Annotated in this window: 19 protein-coding genes; 12 read left to right on the top strand and 7 right to left on the bottom strand. The window is 42.8% G+C overall.

Annotated features, from left to right (window positions below; genetic code table 11):
* Positions 1 to 214: 214 nt before the first annotated feature.
* Positions 215 to 2,215: an alkyl/aryl-sulfatase gene (locus SSED_RS16670; RefSeq protein WP_012143518.1), complete on the bottom strand. Its 2,001-nt coding sequence runs from the start codon at positions 2,213 to 2,215 to the stop codon at positions 215 to 217.
* Positions 2,216 to 2,380: 165 nt separating this feature from the next.
* Between SSED_RS16670 and SSED_RS16665 the strand changes: the two genes are divergently transcribed.
* The 4 genes from SSED_RS16665 to SSED_RS16650 all read left to right on the top strand — a co-directional run bounded on the left by SSED_RS16665 (position 2,381) and on the right by SSED_RS16650 (position 6,060).
* A complete protein-coding gene (locus SSED_RS16665; RefSeq protein WP_012143517.1) occupies positions 2,381 to 3,289 on the top strand; it encodes a LysR family transcriptional regulator in 909 nt (302 codons plus the stop codon).
* A 96-nt stretch (positions 3,290 to 3,385) separates the two neighbouring features.
* The gene (locus SSED_RS16660) at positions 3,386 to 4,288 is read left to right on the top strand and encodes a LysR family transcriptional regulator (RefSeq protein ID WP_012143516.1); all 903 of its coding nucleotides are present in this window, start codon (positions 3,386 to 3,388) and stop codon (positions 4,286 to 4,288) included.
* Between the two features lie 212 nt (positions 4,289 to 4,500).
* Positions 4,501 to 5,172, top strand: a complete 672-nt coding sequence (locus tag SSED_RS16655) for a hypothetical protein (protein WP_190273166.1) — start codon at positions 4,501 to 4,503, stop codon at positions 5,170 to 5,172.
* 108 nt (positions 5,173 to 5,280) lie between these two features.
* Positions 5,281 to 6,060: a hypothetical protein gene (locus SSED_RS16650; RefSeq protein ID WP_012143514.1), complete on the top strand. Its 780-nt coding sequence runs from the start codon at positions 5,281 to 5,283 to the stop codon at positions 6,058 to 6,060.
* Between the two features lie 253 nt (positions 6,061 to 6,313).
* On the opposite strand, the gene queF is transcribed toward SSED_RS16650, so the two are convergent.
* Positions 6,314 to 7,171: an NADPH-dependent 7-cyano-7-deazaguanine reductase QueF gene (gene queF / locus SSED_RS16645; RefSeq protein WP_190273165.1), complete on the bottom strand. Its 858-nt coding sequence runs from the start codon at positions 7,169 to 7,171 to the stop codon at positions 6,314 to 6,316.
* A gap of 60 nt (positions 7,172 to 7,231) precedes the next feature.
* Here queF and syd point away from each other — a divergent pair, with 60 nt between their 5' ends.
* Positions 7,232 to 7,885: a SecY-interacting protein gene (syd, locus tag SSED_RS16640; RefSeq protein ID WP_012143512.1), complete on the top strand. Its 654-nt coding sequence runs from the start codon at positions 7,232 to 7,234 to the stop codon at positions 7,883 to 7,885.
* Between the two features lie 45 nt (positions 7,886 to 7,930).
* Here the strand turns inward: syd and SSED_RS16635 are convergent, their stop codons facing one another.
* A complete protein-coding gene (locus SSED_RS16635) occupies positions 7,931 to 8,704 on the bottom strand; it encodes a Zn-ribbon-containing protein (protein ID WP_012143511.1) in 774 nt (257 codons plus the stop codon).
* Positions 8,704 to 9,036: a hypothetical protein gene (locus tag SSED_RS16630; protein WP_012143510.1), complete on the bottom strand. Its 333-nt coding sequence runs from the start codon at positions 9,034 to 9,036 to the stop codon at positions 8,704 to 8,706. Before SSED_RS16630 ends, SSED_RS16635 begins: the two co-directional genes overlap by 1 nt.
* Positions 9,037 to 9,198: 162 nt before the next feature.
* Between SSED_RS16630 and SSED_RS16625 the strand changes: the two genes are divergently transcribed.
* On the top strand, positions 9,199 to 9,555 hold the full coding sequence (locus SSED_RS16625; RefSeq protein ID WP_012143509.1) for a DUF3192 domain-containing protein: 357 nt from the start codon (positions 9,199 to 9,201) through the stop codon (positions 9,553 to 9,555).
* A 7-nt stretch (positions 9,556 to 9,562) separates the two neighbouring features.
* On the opposite strand, the gene SSED_RS16620 is transcribed toward SSED_RS16625, so the two are convergent.
* On the bottom strand, positions 9,563 to 9,793 hold the full coding sequence (locus tag SSED_RS16620) for a DUF2789 domain-containing protein (protein ID WP_012143508.1): 231 nt from the start codon (positions 9,791 to 9,793) through the stop codon (positions 9,563 to 9,565).
* Between the two features lie 481 nt (positions 9,794 to 10,274).
* Between SSED_RS16620 and SSED_RS16615 the strand changes: the two genes are divergently transcribed.
* Positions 10,275 to 10,922, top strand: a complete 648-nt coding sequence (locus tag SSED_RS16615; protein ID WP_012143507.1) for a GNAT family N-acetyltransferase — start codon at positions 10,275 to 10,277, stop codon at positions 10,920 to 10,922.
* 1,522 nt (positions 10,923 to 12,444) lie between these two features.
* Here SSED_RS16615 and SSED_RS16610 read toward each other — a convergent pair.
* Both SSED_RS16610 and SSED_RS16605 read right to left on the bottom strand, forming a co-directional pair.
* Positions 12,445 to 12,834 (bottom strand): DUF3301 domain-containing protein, encoded by a 390-nt coding sequence (locus SSED_RS16610; protein ID WP_012143506.1) that lies wholly within the window; start codon positions 12,832 to 12,834, stop codon positions 12,445 to 12,447.
* On the bottom strand, positions 12,831 to 13,844 hold the full coding sequence (locus SSED_RS16605; protein ID WP_012143505.1) for a DUF3549 family protein: 1,014 nt from the start codon (positions 13,842 to 13,844) through the stop codon (positions 12,831 to 12,833). The genes SSED_RS16610 and SSED_RS16605 overlap by 4 nt, the downstream gene beginning before the upstream one ends.
* A 240-nt stretch (positions 13,845 to 14,084) precedes the next feature.
* Here SSED_RS16605 and SSED_RS16600 point away from each other — a divergent pair, with 240 nt between their 5' ends.
* The 5 genes from SSED_RS16600 to purU all read left to right on the top strand — a co-directional run bounded on the left by SSED_RS16600 (position 14,085) and on the right by purU (position 18,442).
* Positions 14,085 to 14,405: a YqcC family protein gene (locus SSED_RS16600; protein ID WP_012143504.1), complete on the top strand. Its 321-nt coding sequence runs from the start codon at positions 14,085 to 14,087 to the stop codon at positions 14,403 to 14,405.
* Between the two features lies 1 nt (position 14,406).
* A complete protein-coding gene (gene truC / locus SSED_RS16595; protein WP_012143503.1) occupies positions 14,407 to 15,243 on the top strand; it encodes a tRNA pseudouridine(65) synthase TruC in 837 nt (278 codons plus the stop codon).
* Between the two features lie 438 nt (positions 15,244 to 15,681).
* Positions 15,682 to 16,146 (top strand): flavodoxin, encoded by a 465-nt coding sequence (locus tag SSED_RS16590; RefSeq protein WP_012143502.1) that lies wholly within the window; start codon positions 15,682 to 15,684, stop codon positions 16,144 to 16,146.
* A complete protein-coding gene (locus tag SSED_RS16585; protein WP_012143501.1) occupies positions 16,098 to 17,567 on the top strand; it encodes a PTS transporter subunit EIIC in 1,470 nt (489 codons plus the stop codon). The genes SSED_RS16590 and SSED_RS16585 overlap by 49 nt, the downstream gene beginning before the upstream one ends.
* Positions 17,568 to 17,608: 41 nt before the next feature.
* Entirely contained in the window at positions 17,609 to 18,442 is an 834-nt protein-coding gene (gene purU / locus SSED_RS16580) for a formyltetrahydrofolate deformylase (RefSeq protein ID WP_012143500.1), read from the top strand.
* Positions 18,443 to 18,517: the final 75 nt, after the last annotated feature.

Here is an 18,517-nt window from a genome sequence, read left to right as displayed (position 1 = left end):
TAAACGAGAAAAGAGTAATGAAGATTTGCGCTTTAAAGAGCAGAATTTCTGCAAGACAGATTCTTGTTGAGAGGCGTTCAGGATTGGTTTTGAGAATATCAACTCACTCGGATCGGTTTACTATGTGGAAGATATGCTAAAGCCCCTGAACATCCTTGTTATCTGTCAGAGGCTATATTGGAGGAGATGACACTTAATTGAAAGAGGTTTTCAGTTAGTGAGTGCTCAGAGGGACTATTTCAAATTCGCTGTCAAACTCGACTAAGGTTGACGCTATTTTGTTGAACGCCTCACTGTCACCTGACATCGTCGCCTTACCTTGAGCTATGAGTTCCTTTATCTTCGCTTTTCCTAATAGTATGTGAGTGATATCGGCTTGATTCACCGTTAGCGTGGCATCCGCTTGCTTGGCTTTACTCACCTCGATATTGCTCAGGTTGCCGTTACTCATCTCGACATAGAGTATTTTACTATTGTCCGGAGTGATTATGTTCATCGTGATTAGCCCTAGTTCGGCAGCTTTCATGCTATCGACTTTCACGGCCAAAAAGTCGAACAGGGTCGGCAGATCCATCTCGCTGATGACATCGGCTGAAGCTGTTTTAGGTGTGCCCGGTTGAATGCCGGCTCTTAGCTCTTGAGCGCCAGTCAGATAGATGTTTCTCCAACCCGCTCCCTCGGCTTGATACCCTAACTGCTCATAGGTATCGGCAAGGAGTTGACGGGCACTGTGATTACCCGGATCGGCCATCACTACCTTATTGAGTGCTGTGGCAACGAAACGATATTCCCCCTGAGCAAAATCGACCTGGGCTTTAGTCATGACGGTTTCGGCACCACCCATATACTCGACAAATTTCATTGCTTCAGGCTGAGTCGGCAGCGGATTCAGGTTAGCCGGGTTCATGTCAAAATAGCCCAGGTACATGTTGTACACAGCTTTAGCGTTATGGCTGTATGTGCCGTGGTAGCCATTGGTATGCCAGGCCTTGAAGATTGACTCAGGGATAACCTCTTGGATCGCATCACCAATGTCTTGAATCGTCACTCCCTGATTGGCCAGTCGAAGGGTTTGATTATGTACGAAACCATAGTTGTCACGTTGCAGCCTGAGGAAATCATTGATCTCTTTATTTCCCCAAATCGGTGCCGAGTGAGAGGCAAACAGAGTCTGTACTTCACCGCCGAAGGCGTTGATCATCTCATTGATATCTTTTGACCATTTCTGGGAGTCACGGACTTTAGCCCCGCGTAGGGTATAGACGTTGTGCATGCCCTGATAAGTGAGCTCTGCTGTCCATAGCGCCTTCATCGAAGGAATGTAGGTGATCATCTCAGATGCTGCTTCGGTGCCGGAGGCATCCATAAAGATCATCTCCAGGCCATCAATGGTCAGTGTTTCCCATTTTCCGTCGCCATTGAGCGTGTAGTCGGGTTTAACGTAGGTGATCTCACCTTTCGATATTCCCTTACCAAGTGCAGCATCGACGATGCCGTGGTCATGCTTACCCAATGTTGCACCATATTGATAGGCGGCTCGTCGACTCATGGCGTTGCCGGCTAACACGTTTTCATCGACAATCTCTTTTGTGATGTTGTCTGAGCCATACACTTTGACATTAGGATAGATCTCCTGCACGCCACGAGCGCCGCCGAAGTGATCGGCATGGCTGTGTGAATAGATCATCGCAACAACGGGGAGGTCGCCGTCTTTGGGAAGGTTTTTCATGGCAAACTCAAGTGACAACTTCGCCGCTTCCTTTGTCAGCAATACATCGTAGGCTATCCAGCCGTTATCGCTGCGGATCAAGGTCAAATTTGACAGATCGGTACCGCGCACCTGATAGATGCCGTCACGGACCTTGTACAGGCCATTTGCAACCATATTGAGTTGTGCCTGACGGTGTAAAGACGGGTTGATCGAATCCGGTGCCTTATCGGTGAGGTATTCGAACTCAGAACGCATGATGGCTGCTGTTTTCTCATCAAGCTCGGCGATCAAGTTCTTCGAAGACTGCTCAAATGCTGCCCTGTCGGCGAAGTTCAGCGTCTTCGCCGTTGCCTTGTTGGCGTTGGCTGTGTGCAGGGTTGCATCTTTACCTTCATAGCTTACGCTGATGTGATCATGTTCGTGTTGCGCGGCAAAGGCATTAAGGCTAAACGCATTAAGTGACAATGCACTGATAATAGATACTGCAAGTATTGAATTCTTCATAGGTTGGACCTTTTCAAGAGTAAGCTGGTTTCAGTCCCTAATGGTCATTACGCTATGGAAACTGAACTGTTTCTAACTGTTGAAACTAGTTTATCCAGGTTGAATTGATAAATAATTAGGCTTAACCTGTATTGTAATATTTATATTATGAATATTAGGGCCCTTATGTCTCAAGATAAACCTCTGGATCTTAACTTACTTAGAGTCTTCTCTATCGTGTATAAAACAGCTTCATTCAGCCGCGCTGCTGAAGAGCTGGATTTGACTCAATCATCGGTCAGTAATGCCATTGCCAGATTGAAATTATCTATTGGTGAGGAGTTGTTTATTCGGGTTGGGAGAGGCGTCAGGCCAACCTCTGTTGCGTTGAACCTATACCAGCAACTTGAGCAACCTTTATTAGCTATTGAACAAGTGGTATCAAGTTTACACCTTTTTGATCCTAAGGTTAGCGAACGAACCTTCTATGTTTACGCCAATGAAACCATTTTTCATCTGCTGCAATCGCAAGTAGATGAATACCTGGTTGATAGTGGTATTGATATTGTGTTTCGTGAAACCCCTATAGTGGAGGAGCAGATAGAGATGGACCTTCAACTGGAGAAGGTTGATCTGGCCATTGATGTGTCTCAACCTAACTTAGCTTCCTTCGCTTCAATTAAGGTGTTACAGGATAGATTGAATTGTGTAGTCAGAAAAGATCACCCCAGAATTCAGGGAAGTTTAAGCCGCGAGCAGTATTTCGCTGAAAAGCATATTATTCATAATATGCGCCGCTCAAATTTGAGCATGGCTGATCTGATGACCAAAGAGGTTCTTCCCGCAAGAGAGATGTACGCTGAGCAATCATCTCTGTTAAGCATGTTGGCTACCGCGGCTAAATCGGATGCTATAGCGGTTGCGACTCAATCATATACCGATGCATATGCTGACTTGTTTGGTTTGCAGGTATTGGCGCTTCCTGTTGTTACTGAGCCGATTGATCTTTATATGGTGTGGAGCAGTAAGTTAACCCGAAATCCGGCTAATAAATGGCTAAGAGATACACTCTTGGGTCTGATAGAATCAAGATGAACAATATCTAGTTGAAAAATTGAGATATGTTAGGATGAGTTTTGTAAGTCTGGCTATATATTCATAATAGAATTAAGGGTTAAAGTGGAATGAAAAATGACTCTGCATAAGCAATTTGATGTGAATCTACTTAGGGTTTTTTTAGCTGTATGCCGTACAGGGTCGTACACCTTAGCTGCTGATGAGTTAGATCTGACCCAGCCCTCAGTGAGTAATGCTATCTCACGTTTTAAAGCCGTTATTGGAGAGGAGCTTTTTGTTAGATCGGGTCGCAACATAAAACCGACAGCCATGGCCAATTATCTCTATGAGCAACTTAATGACTCATTTTCTAATATTGAACAGACAATCTCAGGCTTAGAGGGCTTTAATGCTGCGACATCTGAGCGTCAATTCGTTATTTTAGCCGGAGATGTGGTTAGTCACTTCCTGCAGCCTGCTCTGGAGAAGATAGTTAAAGATCTTCCTATTGAAATTGTTTTTCGGGAGCCGCCGGATCATGATGAAGATATTATGGAAAAGCTATATCTGGAGCAAGCTGATCTCGTAATCGATATGCAACTGCCTATGGATCTTCGTTTCGAAAAGAGGTTGCTTATGCGCGAACTCCCCATTTGCGTAGTAAGCAAAGAGCATCCTCGTATTGGGGATAAGATATCCCGGGATGAGTACTTTGATGAAAGACATGTCGTGATCAAGATGAGGAGGTTTAATCTTACTGCCGTAGATCTATTGACTGACGAGGTCTTACCCGCACGTAAGGTTTATAGTGTTAAGTCCTCATTATTGACGGCTTTTGATAGCCTGGCTTCCAGTGATTCACTTTGTATATCTCCCAGAAGGTATGCTGAAGAATACACAGATATGTTTAACCTTAAGTTACTGGAGCCACCTTTTAAAATGAATGGTATTGATATTGAGATGGTGTGGAAGCGTAAACATGATAAAAACCCCGCACATATCTGGCTTAGAGAGCAGGTGTTATCTTTAGTTAAGTAAATATAGCCTGATGTGTTGTACCTGAATGAATTAGACTAAAGCATTCACACTGTGAATGTTTTAACCCCGTTAGGCGTTAGTTATCTTATGTGTGACCTTAGTTAATATAGCTTTACTGAATACCGGTTCGAATTGACTTGAGCTTAGTTATTCAACTTTTGGTTTAAGCATTTTGCTTACTACTTCTATATTCTAAGATGAGAGCACATATTATGACTTTACAAAAAACCGCTTTTGCCAGCGCATTATTTTCTATCCTTTTTTTATCGGCTTGTAGCTCGACTTCATCGGTAACCGATAACACTGACCCTGATTACTCTAACCCCGGCCTAGCTCTTCCGATAGAGATCCCTGGAACGCCACATAATCCAATTGAAACTACTCCTGACAATGATCACCCTGAAACCGATCCAGATTTTGGCTTACCAGATTTTGGTGACACCCCTGATTGGGGGGCGAGTAAAGAGCGTCCGGAAATAGGTGATAAGCCAGCCGATAATTCGCCTGAATTTGATGGGGATGATGGCTGGGGTAATGCCAACAAACCCAAACCAGATGTAAATCCTTATGAGCTTGTTATTAGTGAAGAGCATGGACAAGCTTATATCTACCGTAAGGAAGATGGTAAGACAATAGCAATCATAGAGCCTAATGGAGATGGTACTTACACGATCCGTGATGGCGCTATGTCTTGGGATAATACCTATGTTATCTATCAAAATGACTTAGGACAGATCAGCATAGATTGGGAGAAATCTGAGATTGATGCTGGTTGGGGAGCTGATAAAACACCTAAAAATGAGCGTTTAACTCAAGTTCAGCGTGAAAATATCAAGTCCAAGATGAAGACTGTCAAGTCAAAGCTCCAGCTTCAAAAGCCTTAGTCATTTCATTTTCAAAGGGACAACTTAGAAAAGTTCTCCCTTTGTTCAGGCTTTAGCTATCTCCACTCGAATCGAGTTTTTTAAATTTTAAGATGTATTGAGAGCTATATGAATAAGTTGTTAACTTATGTCGGCTGCTTTGTAGCGCTAATATCTGCCAGTGCCCACGCCAGCTCCATATCCAGTGAAATAGAGCTGATTTTTCCTCCTAAAGCCGCAGCCATAGAGCAAGAAGGAGGAGGTGAGCTCTTATATCAGTCCGTTGGCTTAGATGTGAAGATGCAAGATGGTGAGGCTGTTTATACACTAAACGCGAGTTTTGATATTGGAGAGACTTGGCGTGTGTTTGGCGAGTATGACAGCAATGATTTCTGGGAAGTGGGAATGGGGAAAAGTTTTTATACCTCATTTATGTTTACTGAGGTGACGGCTAAAGCAAATCGAGGCGGTTACAGCACAGGGATTTTTGCCGGTATTCCAGTGAATGAAACTGTCATATTGATGGCTGATACTAATTATAACTGGTATACCGATGAATATAGATTTGGCTTTGAACTAGGTGATGATTATCCCGGTGAACTGGGTTTTACCCCCTCAGATACCGTCGATATTATGCTAGGGGTGTCGTGGAGTGCCCATGAACGTATGAATATCAGTTATAGCTATAACCATGTTTATGATACTCGAGGTGGTACGAGCTGGGTGAGTGTTCCAGATCTTGATATTGATAAGCAGTGCTTTTTAGATATTAATTGCAGTAAGGGGAATTTCAATTATCACGATATTACTTTGACAACTCAGATTTGGAAATTTTCTCCTTATTTTACCTATACTTATTTTTCTGACAGAGAGAACTTCTATGAGTTTGGCCTCTCATTTAAATGGTAGTGTTTTGCTGAGCTACGAGCTACGAGCTACGAGAATCTTTAAATATTAGATTTAAGCCCTGAGAGCGGGCTGTTTGATATCACAACTAAAGAGCAGTCAAAGAGCTGCATCGCTCTCACTCTCTCTCATTAACAAATTGTTGGTGGGAGTCTTTTTTACCTGAAAATAATAACTTCTAAATAAAAGAGGATAGGTGATTAACCTATCCTCTTTTTGTCGTGTATTTAATCCGAACTTGCCAGCTAGGTATAGTTTATTGTCTTGCTAAACGATGACTCTCTGGTGGATTCTCAAAGTCACTGCGATAGGGATTGATGTCCAATCCACCGCGGCGGGTATAACGTGCATATACCGTTAATTTTGAACAGTTACAGAAGCGTTTCAGATCCACAAAAATTCGTTCGATACACTGTTCGTGGAACTCGTTATGTTGACGGAATGAGATGAGATAACGCAGTAGTTTCTCGCGATCTATCTTAGGCCCCTGATAGCGGATCATCACACTTCCCCAGTCAGGCTGAGAGGTGATTAAACAGTTAGACTTAAGCAGGTTCGAGTTGAGCGTCTCTGCAACCACCGCCTTGTCATCTGTGCTGTCCTGCAAATAATCGGGGTTAAAACTGTAATCGTTGACTTCAATATCGAGATCATCGATACAGGTTCCTGGTAGTTCAACGACCCGCTGAGTAGAAAACTGTTTTGGCTCGAGTACTCTGACTAAAACCTCACCCTCTGCACATTGACTTAAATCATCAGCCAGAGTGGATTGAACCTGCTCTACGCTGTCAAATTTGGTTTGGTTAAAGGTGTTAAGGTAAAGCTTGAATGATTTAGATTCGATCAAGTTCTGACTGTCAAAGCTTAGATAAAACTCGGCTATGGCAACCATAGGTTTGCCTTTGGCATTGAGCCATGACAATTCGTAACCCGTCCAGATATCGGTTCCATGAAAAGGGAGCGTTTCATTTAGGCCAATAGCATCGCGGTTAAGTTTACGGGGGACCCCTTGTAGCAGAGATGCGTCGTACTCAGCCTGATAGCCTGTCGCTTTACCAAGCGTTAGTTCAGAGAGAGCTTCTGCACCAGTATAAGGATCATGAACTTGTGTCATCAATAGGTTTTCCATGTCAAAATAGCCCTACATTATACTTAAATTTTGGACTTCTGCTAAGTGTCTTCTTTACCTGCATTAGATAATTTTTTTAAAATATATCACCAAGCTTACATAGAACAGCTAGGTGAATCCCCCCGGTATTACCCCCAAGGTGAAGATTCTCTCTGTATCGAGGGGGAGTTCGATGCCAGCTCTAATCTTGACGATACGGTAATGTGGCGGCCGGTAAAGAGGCAAGAGAGTGGCTCTTTTCACAATGTCGACAGGGCTCTGGAGATCACTTTACGAACTGAAATTAATGCTTTTTTTGGTGATTATTTTTCGGCGCCTCTGTTATTTAACTCCGAGTGGGGCGATGGGGAGTTATTACAAGTCTGGAACGACACCGATTTTGAGTATCTGCAGCAGAATATGATTGGTCATCTGATGATGAAGCGTAAGCTGAAACAAGCGCCGACCTGGTTTATCGGAGTGTTGGGAGATGGCGATAAGATGCTAACGGTCGACAATAGCGATGGCAGTGTATGGATTGAGATACCTGGCGATCAGCCCTGTGAAAAACTAAGCGGCAGTTTGAATGAATTTATCGCTGCTTTAAAACCAAGAGTCGCACCTCCTGAATTACATATTGAGGAGTCGATGCCTGAGCTCGATCATCCGGGGATTTGGCAGCGTATCAAGTTGATGTGGCGTAATTTAAGAGGTCATTAGATTCTAGGTTCTAGGACCTAGATTCCTAGAATCTAGCCCCTTCTTTTAAAGATGATCCCAGGAGATATTTGAGACAATTCTGCAAGCATCACAACGGAAATGAAACATATCCAGAAGTGGTTCTTCGAGTAACCACTCTTTATTTCCGCAACGTGGACAGGGGCGAGCCTTCTCTGAAGCCAGGTTATCTCCGCCAACGCGATAGAGGTAGTAGTAGGTCGGAATTTTTGTCAGATACTCAATCCTTCCTCTTAAATCCCAGCCACGACGAAATAGATCACTTTTCGGTGACGTAAGCTCCTCAAGTGCCGCAAATTCCGCTTTTGTGGCCGCAGCCATCTGTAACTCGTCGCAGGCTTGCCATTCAGTTTGCCAGCGAATAATGCGCTTGTGATCACCGTTAAATGTCGCTGGGAGTTGATATAGGGGGATAGGTTGTAGCGTGTCTCCATTACGAACGGGAGAACACATATGTACATAACTGGTATACAGCAGTTGCCAGCTGGGTGTTTCGGTACTGCTTACCTCTGAATTGATATCTTGCCCGATATATTTTTCTCTTGGGGCCAGTAGTTTAGCTTCTGTTAACTCGCTCAAAGCCAGCTCGACCCATGGGCTATTGAATCGTTTTGACAAACTGCTCTTTTCCGGCATAAGGAGTCTTGCTCTAAACTCACCTTCATTGAATGCGACGGCAAATTCACGTCCCAATACTTGACCATTAGCTCGATATGCTTCCAGTAACCCATTGATCGCTTTCTCTGCTGCGCTAATCGTAGTGTTGTCAAAACATTCAAATCTTAGTTCAACAACATGCATTACTTTTCCGCCTTATCTTTGTTGTTCTCTTCCAAAAAGGTTAATCGTTCATCCATCGCCTTATAAGCAGCCTTTAATTGCATGAGTTCTTTTTTTACTTCAGCAATTTCAGAGTACTCACCTTTTGGCTTGGATTTTTCCTGGGTCACCTGTATCTCAGGAAGTTGATCGATTAAATCCTGTGACAAAGATTTATACTGCTGTAACCCTTGTATGAGGATCGGCATCGGGACACTGTTACCAAGCTTGGTTTTGATCAGTGCAAGGCTAGGGATTTTGCCTGAAGTCGCAATAGATTTTGCTGCGGCTAATACCTGTTCTAATGGGCTCATAGTTAGTTAATTTTCTCATTGGTTAGTCGATATTACTAACATAAAAATTGTCGAATAAATAAAAAGCAAATTAAAACAGGTGGATACAGATTTGGCCTGTGATTTGCTTTATCTCCTCTCATCATAATAATGAAACAGGATGACATAGTGAAAACAAATTTAATGGGTTTAGTATTTATTGGGGTCGCAAGCTTAGCCCTAACAGGCTGTGTACTCAATGTTGGCGACAGTGAATCGGGCTGGGATAACCAAGCGAGCTGGGAGAAATCGCAAACTAAGAATAGAGCTAATTTAGCCAGATTGAGCCTGGGCATGAGCCGGGATCAAGTTCAGGTATTGATGGGGCAGGCCGATTTCAATGAAGCCTATATCCAGGAAGATAAAAAAGTACATGTACTCTTTTATCGTACCCAACATATGAATGGCGATGGAAAAACCACAAAAGATGAATGTACTCCTGTGGTGATCAGTAATGGTGCGCTCGTAGGTTGGGGGGAAAAGGCTTACGGTAATATTTAGGCCCTAGTCACTTTCTTAACTGGGCGTCTAAATGGTCGATGATTTCTGACCATTGGGCGTCTTCCTCTATAGACTCCTTTAAGAAACTCTTTTGCGACTCATTCCAAATGTCAGCCTGAAAAATAAGCACCTTATCAGGAATGATATGACTACTAATAAACGTAGCGATACTCTCTTCACTATTTTCCAAACCAAGTTGTTCGAACAGGTGGCTAAGGTCTTGCGGCGTTGTATCCATCTATAGCTCCTTGCTATCAATTAAGTCGATAAAAATATAATGCTAGTATCAGTATGGAACAAACGCCAAAAACTGACTATTTTTAAAGCGATACATGATTGATATTTACACTATTAAGCTTGCTTGCTACATTGTTATACCAATCAGTATAAAGATGTGAGTGCTCAGCGAGAGTTTAGCGATTCTGAGGCAAGGCCATTAATTGCTCCTGCATAAATGGCATTTGCAACATCCATGTTGCTCGCAGCGAGTGAAGAGCATAGTTGTTCTACGTTTAAGCTCGTTAACGCAGCATCAGAAGGGCTAAAACTCGCCTTTCAGGAGTGTTTTTGGCTGCCTAATTCCTCGTTGAATAACTTCACAAGGGATCACCATTGCATCATCTATTCGCCTTGAATTAGTTTGCCAAAAATAACTCTGAGTAGATCACTTTCTTATACTGATTGGTATTATAATTGATCTAGATCAAAGGTTAAAATTGATGACAAATGCTGAAGACCAACAATTAGAACAGTTTCGAGCCGTTTATCTTACTGCTGAAGATCTGCGAGTTGCAGCTTCTATACTCTATAACGCTTACCATGATGATCCATTTTTTTTCGATGCCCTGTATGGGGGCGATCTCGCGATGTACGAACAGAAGCTTAGAGGGGCGATTCGTGAGGAACTGAACGAATTATGGCAACAGGAGCAGGCCTTAATCGGGTTGTTTGATGATGATCGCATGGTCGGTGTTGCTTGCATCGTCACACAACAAGTGCCTTTAGGGGAGGCGAGATACTGGCATTGGCGTTTAAAGATGTTAATCAGTACGGGTTGGCAATCGACTCAGGCTTTAATAAATAAAGAGGCCTGTTTGTTAGAGCATCTGCCTAGTCCACGTTGTGGCATTTTACAATTTATTGCCGTATCACCAACCGAGCAGAATAAGGGCTTAGGAAGCCAGCTTGTTGAAGCTGTCTTGAGTTGGTGTGATGAGCAACCTGAACTCGATGGGATAGGGGTGTTTGTTAGTGAATCCAGTCATGCACAACTATTTAGTAAGCATAGTTTTGCCCTTTTAGAAGCCATATCCATAGGAAATGTAGAAGGGGAGTTACTCTTTTATCGAGGACACGAAAATGAGTAATTTCATCTGTCTATTCAATTAGTTTGCTTTGACTTCACAAAATCACCAAATCGGTGATCTCTGCATGCTCAGCTGCGCGTGTAAGAGATCTCTCACAAGTTTGCAGGTGGAGTTACCCGATACTTCTCTAATATCGCTGAAGTTAGAAGGTACTTATTATAATTCATTGTTTTACTACATTCTTTTGTATGTAGCAAAAGTTAACATATGTAACTGCTGCCGCTGTTTTTCTATCTGTGTCTGTATATTTTGTTAAAACGATTTAAGTATCGTGATGTTTGCCTGCTAACTGCGGCGTCCTTATCGGCTAAGGCCTTATTGCATAATAGAGCTCCTTTGTTCCGGGTTTATTTATTGCTCCGGGAATTGGAGATTTTGTTGATGATTTTTAGATATGCTTATGTAGAACAAGTAGATGGGGTTAGTTAGATACACTCGGTGGTGAATATAATTATTGAAATAAAAGAGTTGGTAACTAACGGGAATATAAAACCTTCAGCCGGATAGAGACGGATTTTTCCTCAGTTTTTACATTTATCAAAGGAGTATTTATTTTACTTATATCCAATCTGCCAGTCTTCTTGTGAGAGATCTCTTACATGAGTGTGAGAGATAAGAATTGTTTATGTGTAGTAAAACCTCACTCTATATGTTTTATCTTTCTTAAACAGTGGTTTATGGTAGATGCTGAAGTGAACTTTAGTTTTCATGAATGTTAAAGTTTAGTATTTGGCCAGTTTTTATCTCAATTTCCTCTAAAATTTAACTCGTACAAGGAAATACGTGAATGAATGGAAGCGATGGTCAGGATGATCAAAAGTGACTGATGGAACAGCACTGAAAGGAAACTATCAAGGATGAGGCACTCTAGGATGGCGTGCCAGACCTCAACTAGGGAAGGCTAAACAATCCAGGATGGAAGGTTTACTGTCTGGAAGACAGATATTACAGGGAGTGTATTGAAAGGATGCAACAGGGATGAGATTGGATAGGCTTACGGAGTGAGCCAGCTCAGTAAATGGATAACTGAGAGCAAGGATGAGTAACTACTTTTATAGTAGATACAGGGAAAAAATGGAATTTGTAGGGAAATACACGGAAGACGTTGGACACGCTTACGGATGAGCTAGCTCAGTAAATGGATGACTGAGAACAAGGATGAGTAGCTACTTTTATAGTAGATACAGGGAAAAAATGGAATTTGTAGGGAAATACACGGAAGACGTTGGACACGCTTACGGATGAGCTAGCTCAGTAAATGGATGACTGAGAACAAGGATGAGTAACTACTTTTATAAGTAGATACAGGGAAAACAGGATGTTACATGGATGATGCAGGGAGCACATTGAACGCATGGAAGGTGCAGGGAGCACAATAAATAGCGGGATAGCTTAGCAAAGAGATAAAGGGCGCGACTCCATATGGGGCCGCGCTTTTTCTTTATTAGTACAACAACTACGATTATCTTTCAGAATCTATTGGCTTACGGCTTACGGCTTACGGCTTACGGCAAATAGAAGCTTATTTACACTTGCCTGAATTACAACTACCGCGAGAGCCACAACTGCCCCCTACCGAGCCGCGAGCTTCCGGTGCTTCTAACCATTCGGGCTCAGGGAATATTGGCCATTGTACTTTCTGGATTTTCTTTCCGTGCATCCAAATGTGAGCCCGAAATTGATTAATACCGTCAGTGCTGAACTCGAGAATATATTTTGCTTTCCAGGTGAGGCCGCTGCTGCCACCTATGCTGGGTCTTGCCGACTCCATGGCAATAGCAAGCAGTTGTACCTTCTGTTTCTGGCATTCACGTTCAGCAAATACCCGGCTAAGTTCAGCCATCTGTCGAAGTTGCCAGAAAAATGCTGCAATAACAACGAGTGCAACAATGAGTAAAAAGTCTGTCATCATGCTTTTGTAACCTTAAATAATCCACCAATGGCAGCAGATAGCTGCGGACTTCTATTCGGGTTACGAAGCTCGGCAAGCATTTGAGTTCGTAACACAGGGATCACCACAATATCAGCAAAAATTTGATTAAAGAAGTGCTGTTCCTGCGTCGCGAGTGCTTCTAAGTAAATTGTGCGGGTTGCATCGTGTTTAAGTACAGTCCAGTTTCTGGCGGCTATGGTGATCAACGCATCGGCATTGAGTAACTGACCTTGGGCTAGATGCAAGACTGCCTCTTGGGTCAGCGATGAATGTGATGCCAGCGCTCTTAGGTAATAGAGTTTTGTTGTCTTATCAGCAGCGATTAACTTAGCTAATATGATTTCAGCCAGTTCTTTATCTATTGTTAAATGCTCCAGACACTGACAGATTGCGATCTGTACTTCTGTCGAGGCATATTCAAAACAAGCTTTAAGATGGTTAAGGTGATCTAACTCATTGGAACGAACACAGATGTCCGCAATGCCCTGAAGCCCAATTTCTTGCCAGTTTTCCGTCTTCACCTGCCCGGAAATATATTGGTAGGCAAACTCATATTGAGGTGAGGCTTTATCACCTAGCTGCTTACGTACCAAGGCGTTAAATATCGCGAGTTTTTCTGCCGAAGGTTTAAATGCAAATGGGTGGTTAGCCAATTTCTGTTGCTGTTCTTCTGATAATGTCTGCGCCGGGTCTCGTCCAAGAGCCTCCACAATCATCTTTATAAACTGGGTTCTTGGTGCCGGTGATAACAAGCCTCGTTCATCTAATGGTAATTTTAAAAACCAGATATAGTGCTGTTGGCTGGCATCCCAAAATACGATAGCAAATTGTGCATGCCCTTGTAGCGGAGATGGATAAGGTGAGTTCAGACTTTCTATTTCGTTAAACGCCATCATGTCGATGTGCTGGACTCTTCTTCCCATATCATAGACTTGGAATTGTGTATTAGCTGTTGTCAGGAACTGGCTGAGGGTCGTTATTTCTGTCATGTGGCTGCCGTAACGTAGATGTTCTGCTATTTAATGGGGGCTATTATACCCAAGCTACTTCAAGATGCGAGTTTCAGACATAGCCTGAGGTAGTCGAACATGCTTGTGATTTTTCTCTTATCTATAGGCATATAGAGAGAATGTAAGTGAGGTGGTATTATTGTCTAATAAGGCGGGAGGGCCACCAAGAGTGTGTTCGATGTTTCTACCATCATTTGTGTTGATTAGAAGGTGTGTTAAGTGCTCTATTTAAAGACGACTGAATTGCTCGATAAGTTAGAGAGTGAACTCAGGCTGCAATCACTATGGTCCTCAGAGAACCCCTCACAAGAAGCCATGAATGATAGTTCGCCCTTTAGTTGTGAAGCGATGCCTTTTGAGAATTGGGTTCAGTTTATTTTCATTCCTAAGATGAAAGATTTGATAGACAGAGGTCAGGCTTTACCCACTAACATTGCGATAGCGCCTATGGCCCATCATGTATGGAGTAGTAAGAAAAACTTACATACTTTGATTTTGATTTTTGACAATTTGGATACATTGCTCAGTGAACAAAGATAACATGCTAGAAGAGACGGTTGAAAAAGATCCAGATATAGCTGAGTCTCCGGAAATGGTAGAAGATGCTGTCGAAGAGTCAGCGCCCGAAATCGAGATTCTGTTTGAAGATGATGATGTGGTGGCTATTCATAAGCCTGCAGGCCTGTTAGTGCATCGCTCTTATCTGGCACGTCGCGAGCGTTTTTTTGCGATGCAATTAACCCGCGATAAAGTGGGTTGCCATGTATTTCCTGTACACAGACTCGACAGGCCAACCTCGGGTGTGTTGCTGTTTGCCAAGAGTAGCGAGATGGCCAATAAATTGTGTGAACAATTTGAAGCTAAAACTGTAGATAAGCATTACTTAGCCATAGTCAGGGGGAATATGCATGAGGCCGACACCTTAGATTATGCGCTTAAAGTGGAGCTTGATGATCACGGTGATAAAGATGTTGATCCTAATAAAGCTGCGCAAGATGCGGTAACCAGCTATCAGCCGCTGCTTAATACTGAAATCCCTTTTCCGTCGGGACGATATGCAACGAGTCGATATGCGTTGGTAAAGTTAACTCCGCATACAGGGCGTAAACATCAGTTACGTCGTCATATGGCTCATTTAAGACACCCTATTGTCGGCGACACAACCCATGGTGACGGTAAGCAGAATAAATTCTTCAGAGAACATTTCTCGATGAACAGACTATGGTTGATCGCCAAACACCTCTCTTTCGATCACCCCAGAAGTGGAGAGCGTATCACTATCGAAACAGAGCTTGAGGAGCAGTGGTTCACCTTGTTTGAGGCGTTTGGGTGGGATGAAGAGAAGTTAGCGACGGATAGATCTTATTTTATTGTGTAAGAAATCAAACGGCTGTATATATTCTCTTGTGTTTAGCGATGGCAATTACCAGGCTACGGTTTGCAACGGTTCTTGAAGTGTTCAGAGCATCAATAAGAAATGAGTAGTCTATAATCAATAGGTTACTCTTATCTTTCTAATGGCTTTTATTCTTGGTGTATCTACTTCTTGTGACTGCTTTCATGGTGTTGCGTGGTTTTATCTTCTGAATGCATAGATTGTGAGGGAGCATTTAAGGTGTTACCGGATTGAACCGTTCGAAAATAACACATGCGTCTGATGTGAGCTGAGCGATGAAGCTGTTTCAGGTGCTTTTGGCGATTAGAGTGGCGCATCTTATTGAGTCCTTGAAACTTCAATTGAATCAGTTGGCATGACGCTGTCAATAAAGTATTGTTTGGATTATAAGTCTAAATTGAACAGAGGGCGATCTGAAACATGAGAAAAGTGAATCTGATTTTTGGAACTGTCTATGGCAATGCTCAATTCGTAGCTGAAACCTTATGTAATGAGTTTCAATGCGAAGGTCGAGAGGTGGCATTGCTTCAACATGACGAATTAGGTGGTTTCACTCCTCCGCAAGATGAAGTCTTATTGATTATTTGTTCAACCACGGGACATGGAGATGTTCCGGATGACATACTTCCTTGGTTTGAAAGTATTAAAGCTACGGCACCTTACCTTCCTGAACTTAGGTACGGCGTGATCGCCCTTGGCGACTCGAGTTACGAAACTTTTTGTCGGGCTGGGATACAGTTTGATGAACTGTTCACTGAACTAGGTTCGCAGCGAATTGGTGATATTTTAAAAATAGACGCCTGTGAAACAATGGAACCTGAGGTAGAAGCAAAGGCATGGCTGCAAAGCTGGAAAGATCTAATCGACATGGAAACCGTTGCTTAAGTTATATTACTCAGCATTGGTTTAAATTTGCGCAAAGACTCAGTCAGGCGTTGTTGATCCCTATTGCCATTTTACCCGCGGCAGGGGTCATGATTGGTTTGGCCAGTAATCCCATCCCATTTATTCCTGAGCCGTTGTCGGTACTCATGTTAACTGTGGGCAATCTCATTTTTACCATGATGCCTATGTTATTTGCCGTCGCGGTATCGATAGGTTTTTGTAAAGATCAGGGCATCGCTGCATTCAGTGCTGTATTTGGCTTTGGTGTATACCTCTCAAGCATGGCCGCCTTGGCTGAAGTGTATCAAGTTCCAACTCGAACCCTCTTGGGGGTGGAGACCATAGATACAGGGATTGCCGGAGGAATGCTTGTAGGGGTTGTAACCTGTTTTGCGGTAAATCAAAGTCAAAAGTTACGTCTTCCTGCGGTTTTTTCTTTCTTTGAAGGAAGGAGAAGTGCCCCTCTGTTAATGATCCCTTTCAGCATTATTCTTGCCTATCTGCTTGTTCATATCTGGCCGTCGATGTCCTTATGGATAGAGCGGTTTTCCAATTGGGTCGTATATCAAAAGCCTGCTGAAGCCTTTGCGCTGTATGGTGCAGTAGAAAGACTACTCATCCCATTGGGATTACATCATATCTGGAACGCGCCGTTTTATTTAGAGATGGGGCAGTACGTTAAAGATGGGGAAGTGATAAGAGGTGAAGTGGCTCGGTATCTTGCCGGAGATCCGCTTGCAGGAAATTTGGCAGGTGGTTACTTGATAAAAATGTGGGGGTTACCTGCAGCTGCTCTGGCTATTTGGCGTTGTGCCGATAGAGGGCAGAGAAACAGAGTCGCTGGCATTATGATATCAGCAGCCTCTGCAAGCTGGCTTACCGGTGTTACTGAACCTATCGAATTTGCATTCATGTTTATTGCACCTCTGTTATTTTTACTGCATGCCTTGATGACGGGGATCGCTTATGCGGTATGTATTACGCTTGAAATCCATCACAGTATTGTATTTTCCCATGGGCTGGTTGATTTTTCTCTGTTGTTTGGCAATGCTAAAAATAGCGAGTGGTTTTTGATCTTAGGGCCATTGACGGCAGTGATTTATTACCTGATTTTTAGAGGGGCTATTTTACTCTTTAACCTCAAGACACCCGGACGAATGGAGCAAGATAGCAAACCTCAAGCCGGCTTACTGACGATTGTCAGGGCGCTTGGAGGGACCGATAATATCCTCGATTTAAGTGCTTGTTTGACTCGCTTAAGAATAAGTGTAAAGCAACCTTTATTAGTCGATAAATTAAGGTTGAAACAGTTGGGTGCCAAAGGGGTTGTCGTTGTCGGCAATGGTGTGCAGGTTGTTTATGGTACTAAGGCCGAAAGTATACGCCGACTATTACAAAGGTATATCGATACACGTTCTTAATTATATTTGTAAACATTAATTTTAACTTTGGGGAAATAGAGATGGAACGTAAAGTATTGATCACCGACTGTGCAGATGCACAGGGATTAATAACGAAAATCACTGGAGTATGTTTTAAGCATCACTTGAATATCATAAAAAATAGTGAATTCGTTGATAATGCTCAAGGACGCTTTTTTATGCGAACTGAGCTAGAAGGAGACTTCAATGATGCACTCATTTTATCCGATATCGATGAAGTGTTACCTGAGTCAAGTCACGTCAAGTTGGTCAATACGGCTAAGAAACGAGTGGTTATTTTAGTGACTAAAGAGGCTCACTGTCTTGGTGATATTTTGATGAAAGCCTATTACGGTGGTTTGGATATTGAAATTGCCGCGATTGTCAGTAATTACGATAGTCTTAAACCGTTAACGGATAAGTTTGATATTCCTTTTCACTATATTTCCCATGAAGGCGTGTCTCGCCTCGAGCATGAGAAGATGATGAGTAAAGTGATAGATAAGTATCAGCCCGATTACCTTGTTTTAGCAAAGTTTATGCGAATTTTAACGCCTGAATTTGTAGAGCAATTCCCCAATCGAATTATCAATATTCATCACTCATTTTTACCAGCATTTATCGGTGCGGCCCCTTACCGACAGGCTTGGGAGCGGGGGGTGAAAATTATTGGTGCGACGGCCCATTTCGTTAACAATTGCTTAGATGAAGGGCCAATAATTAAACAAGATGTCATTCCTGTCGACCACAGTTATAGCGCTGAAGATTTGGCCCGGTGTGGGCGAGATGTTGAAAAAAGTGTACTAAGTAAGGCGTTACAATTGGTATTGCATGAAGAAGTGATCGTGTATGGGAATAAAACTGTCGTTTTTTAAATCAGAGATTGGTATCCAAGTATGGCTAAGTGTTGATATTAATTCTGGACCTGTCTCAAAGTAACAAATTATGTG

This window comes from Shewanella sediminis HAW-EB3 (genome assembly GCF_000018025.1).
Taxonomy (GTDB): Bacteria; Pseudomonadota; Gammaproteobacteria; order Enterobacterales; family Shewanellaceae; genus Shewanella; species Shewanella sediminis.
This window is presented reverse-complemented; position numbering and strand designations above follow the sequence as displayed.

Coding starts and splice junctions, on each gene's coding strand:
- SSED_RS16670 (WP_012143518.1), bottom strand. CDS start 2,215: ATGAAGAATTCAATACTTGCAGTATCTATTATCAGTGCATTGTCACTT.
- SSED_RS16665 (WP_012143517.1), top strand. CDS start 2,381: ATGTCTCAAGATAAACCTCTGGATCTTAACTTACTTAGAGTCTTCTCT.
- SSED_RS16660 (WP_012143516.1), top strand. CDS start 3,386: ATGACTCTGCATAAGCAATTTGATGTGAATCTACTTAGGGTTTTTTTA.
- SSED_RS16655 (WP_190273166.1), top strand. CDS start 4,501: ATGACTTTACAAAAAACCGCTTTTGCCAGCGCATTATTTTCTATCCTT.
- SSED_RS16650 (WP_012143514.1), top strand. CDS start 5,281: ATGAATAAGTTGTTAACTTATGTCGGCTGCTTTGTAGCGCTAATATCT.
- queF (WP_190273165.1), bottom strand. CDS start 7,171: ATGACACAAGTTCATGATCCTTATACTGGTGCAGAAGCTCTCTCTGAA.
- SSED_RS16635 (WP_012143511.1), bottom strand. CDS start 8,704: ATGCATGTTGTTGAACTAAGATTTGAATGTTTTGACAACACTACGATT.
- SSED_RS16630 (WP_012143510.1), bottom strand. CDS start 9,036: ATGAGCCCATTAGAACAGGTATTAGCCGCAGCAAAATCTATTGCGACT.
- SSED_RS16625 (WP_012143509.1), top strand. CDS start 9,199: ATGGGTTTAGTATTTATTGGGGTCGCAAGCTTAGCCCTAACAGGCTGT.
- SSED_RS16620 (WP_012143508.1), bottom strand. CDS start 9,793: ATGGATACAACGCCGCAAGACCTTAGCCACCTGTTCGAACAACTTGGT.
- SSED_RS16615 (WP_012143507.1), top strand. CDS start 10,275: ATGACAAATGCTGAAGACCAACAATTAGAACAGTTTCGAGCCGTTTAT.
- SSED_RS16610 (WP_012143506.1), bottom strand. CDS start 12,834: ATGATGACAGACTTTTTACTCATTGTTGCACTCGTTGTTATTGCAGCA.
- SSED_RS16605 (WP_012143505.1), bottom strand. CDS start 13,844: ATGACAGAAATAACGACCCTCAGCCAGTTCCTGACAACAGCTAATACA.
- truC (WP_012143503.1), top strand. CDS start 14,407: ATGCTAGAAGAGACGGTTGAAAAAGATCCAGATATAGCTGAGTCTCCG.
- SSED_RS16590 (WP_012143502.1), top strand. CDS start 15,682: ATGAGAAAAGTGAATCTGATTTTTGGAACTGTCTATGGCAATGCTCAA.
- SSED_RS16585 (WP_012143501.1), top strand. CDS start 16,098: ATGGCTGCAAAGCTGGAAAGATCTAATCGACATGGAAACCGTTGCTTA.
- purU (WP_012143500.1), top strand. CDS start 17,609: ATGGAACGTAAAGTATTGATCACCGACTGTGCAGATGCACAGGGATTA.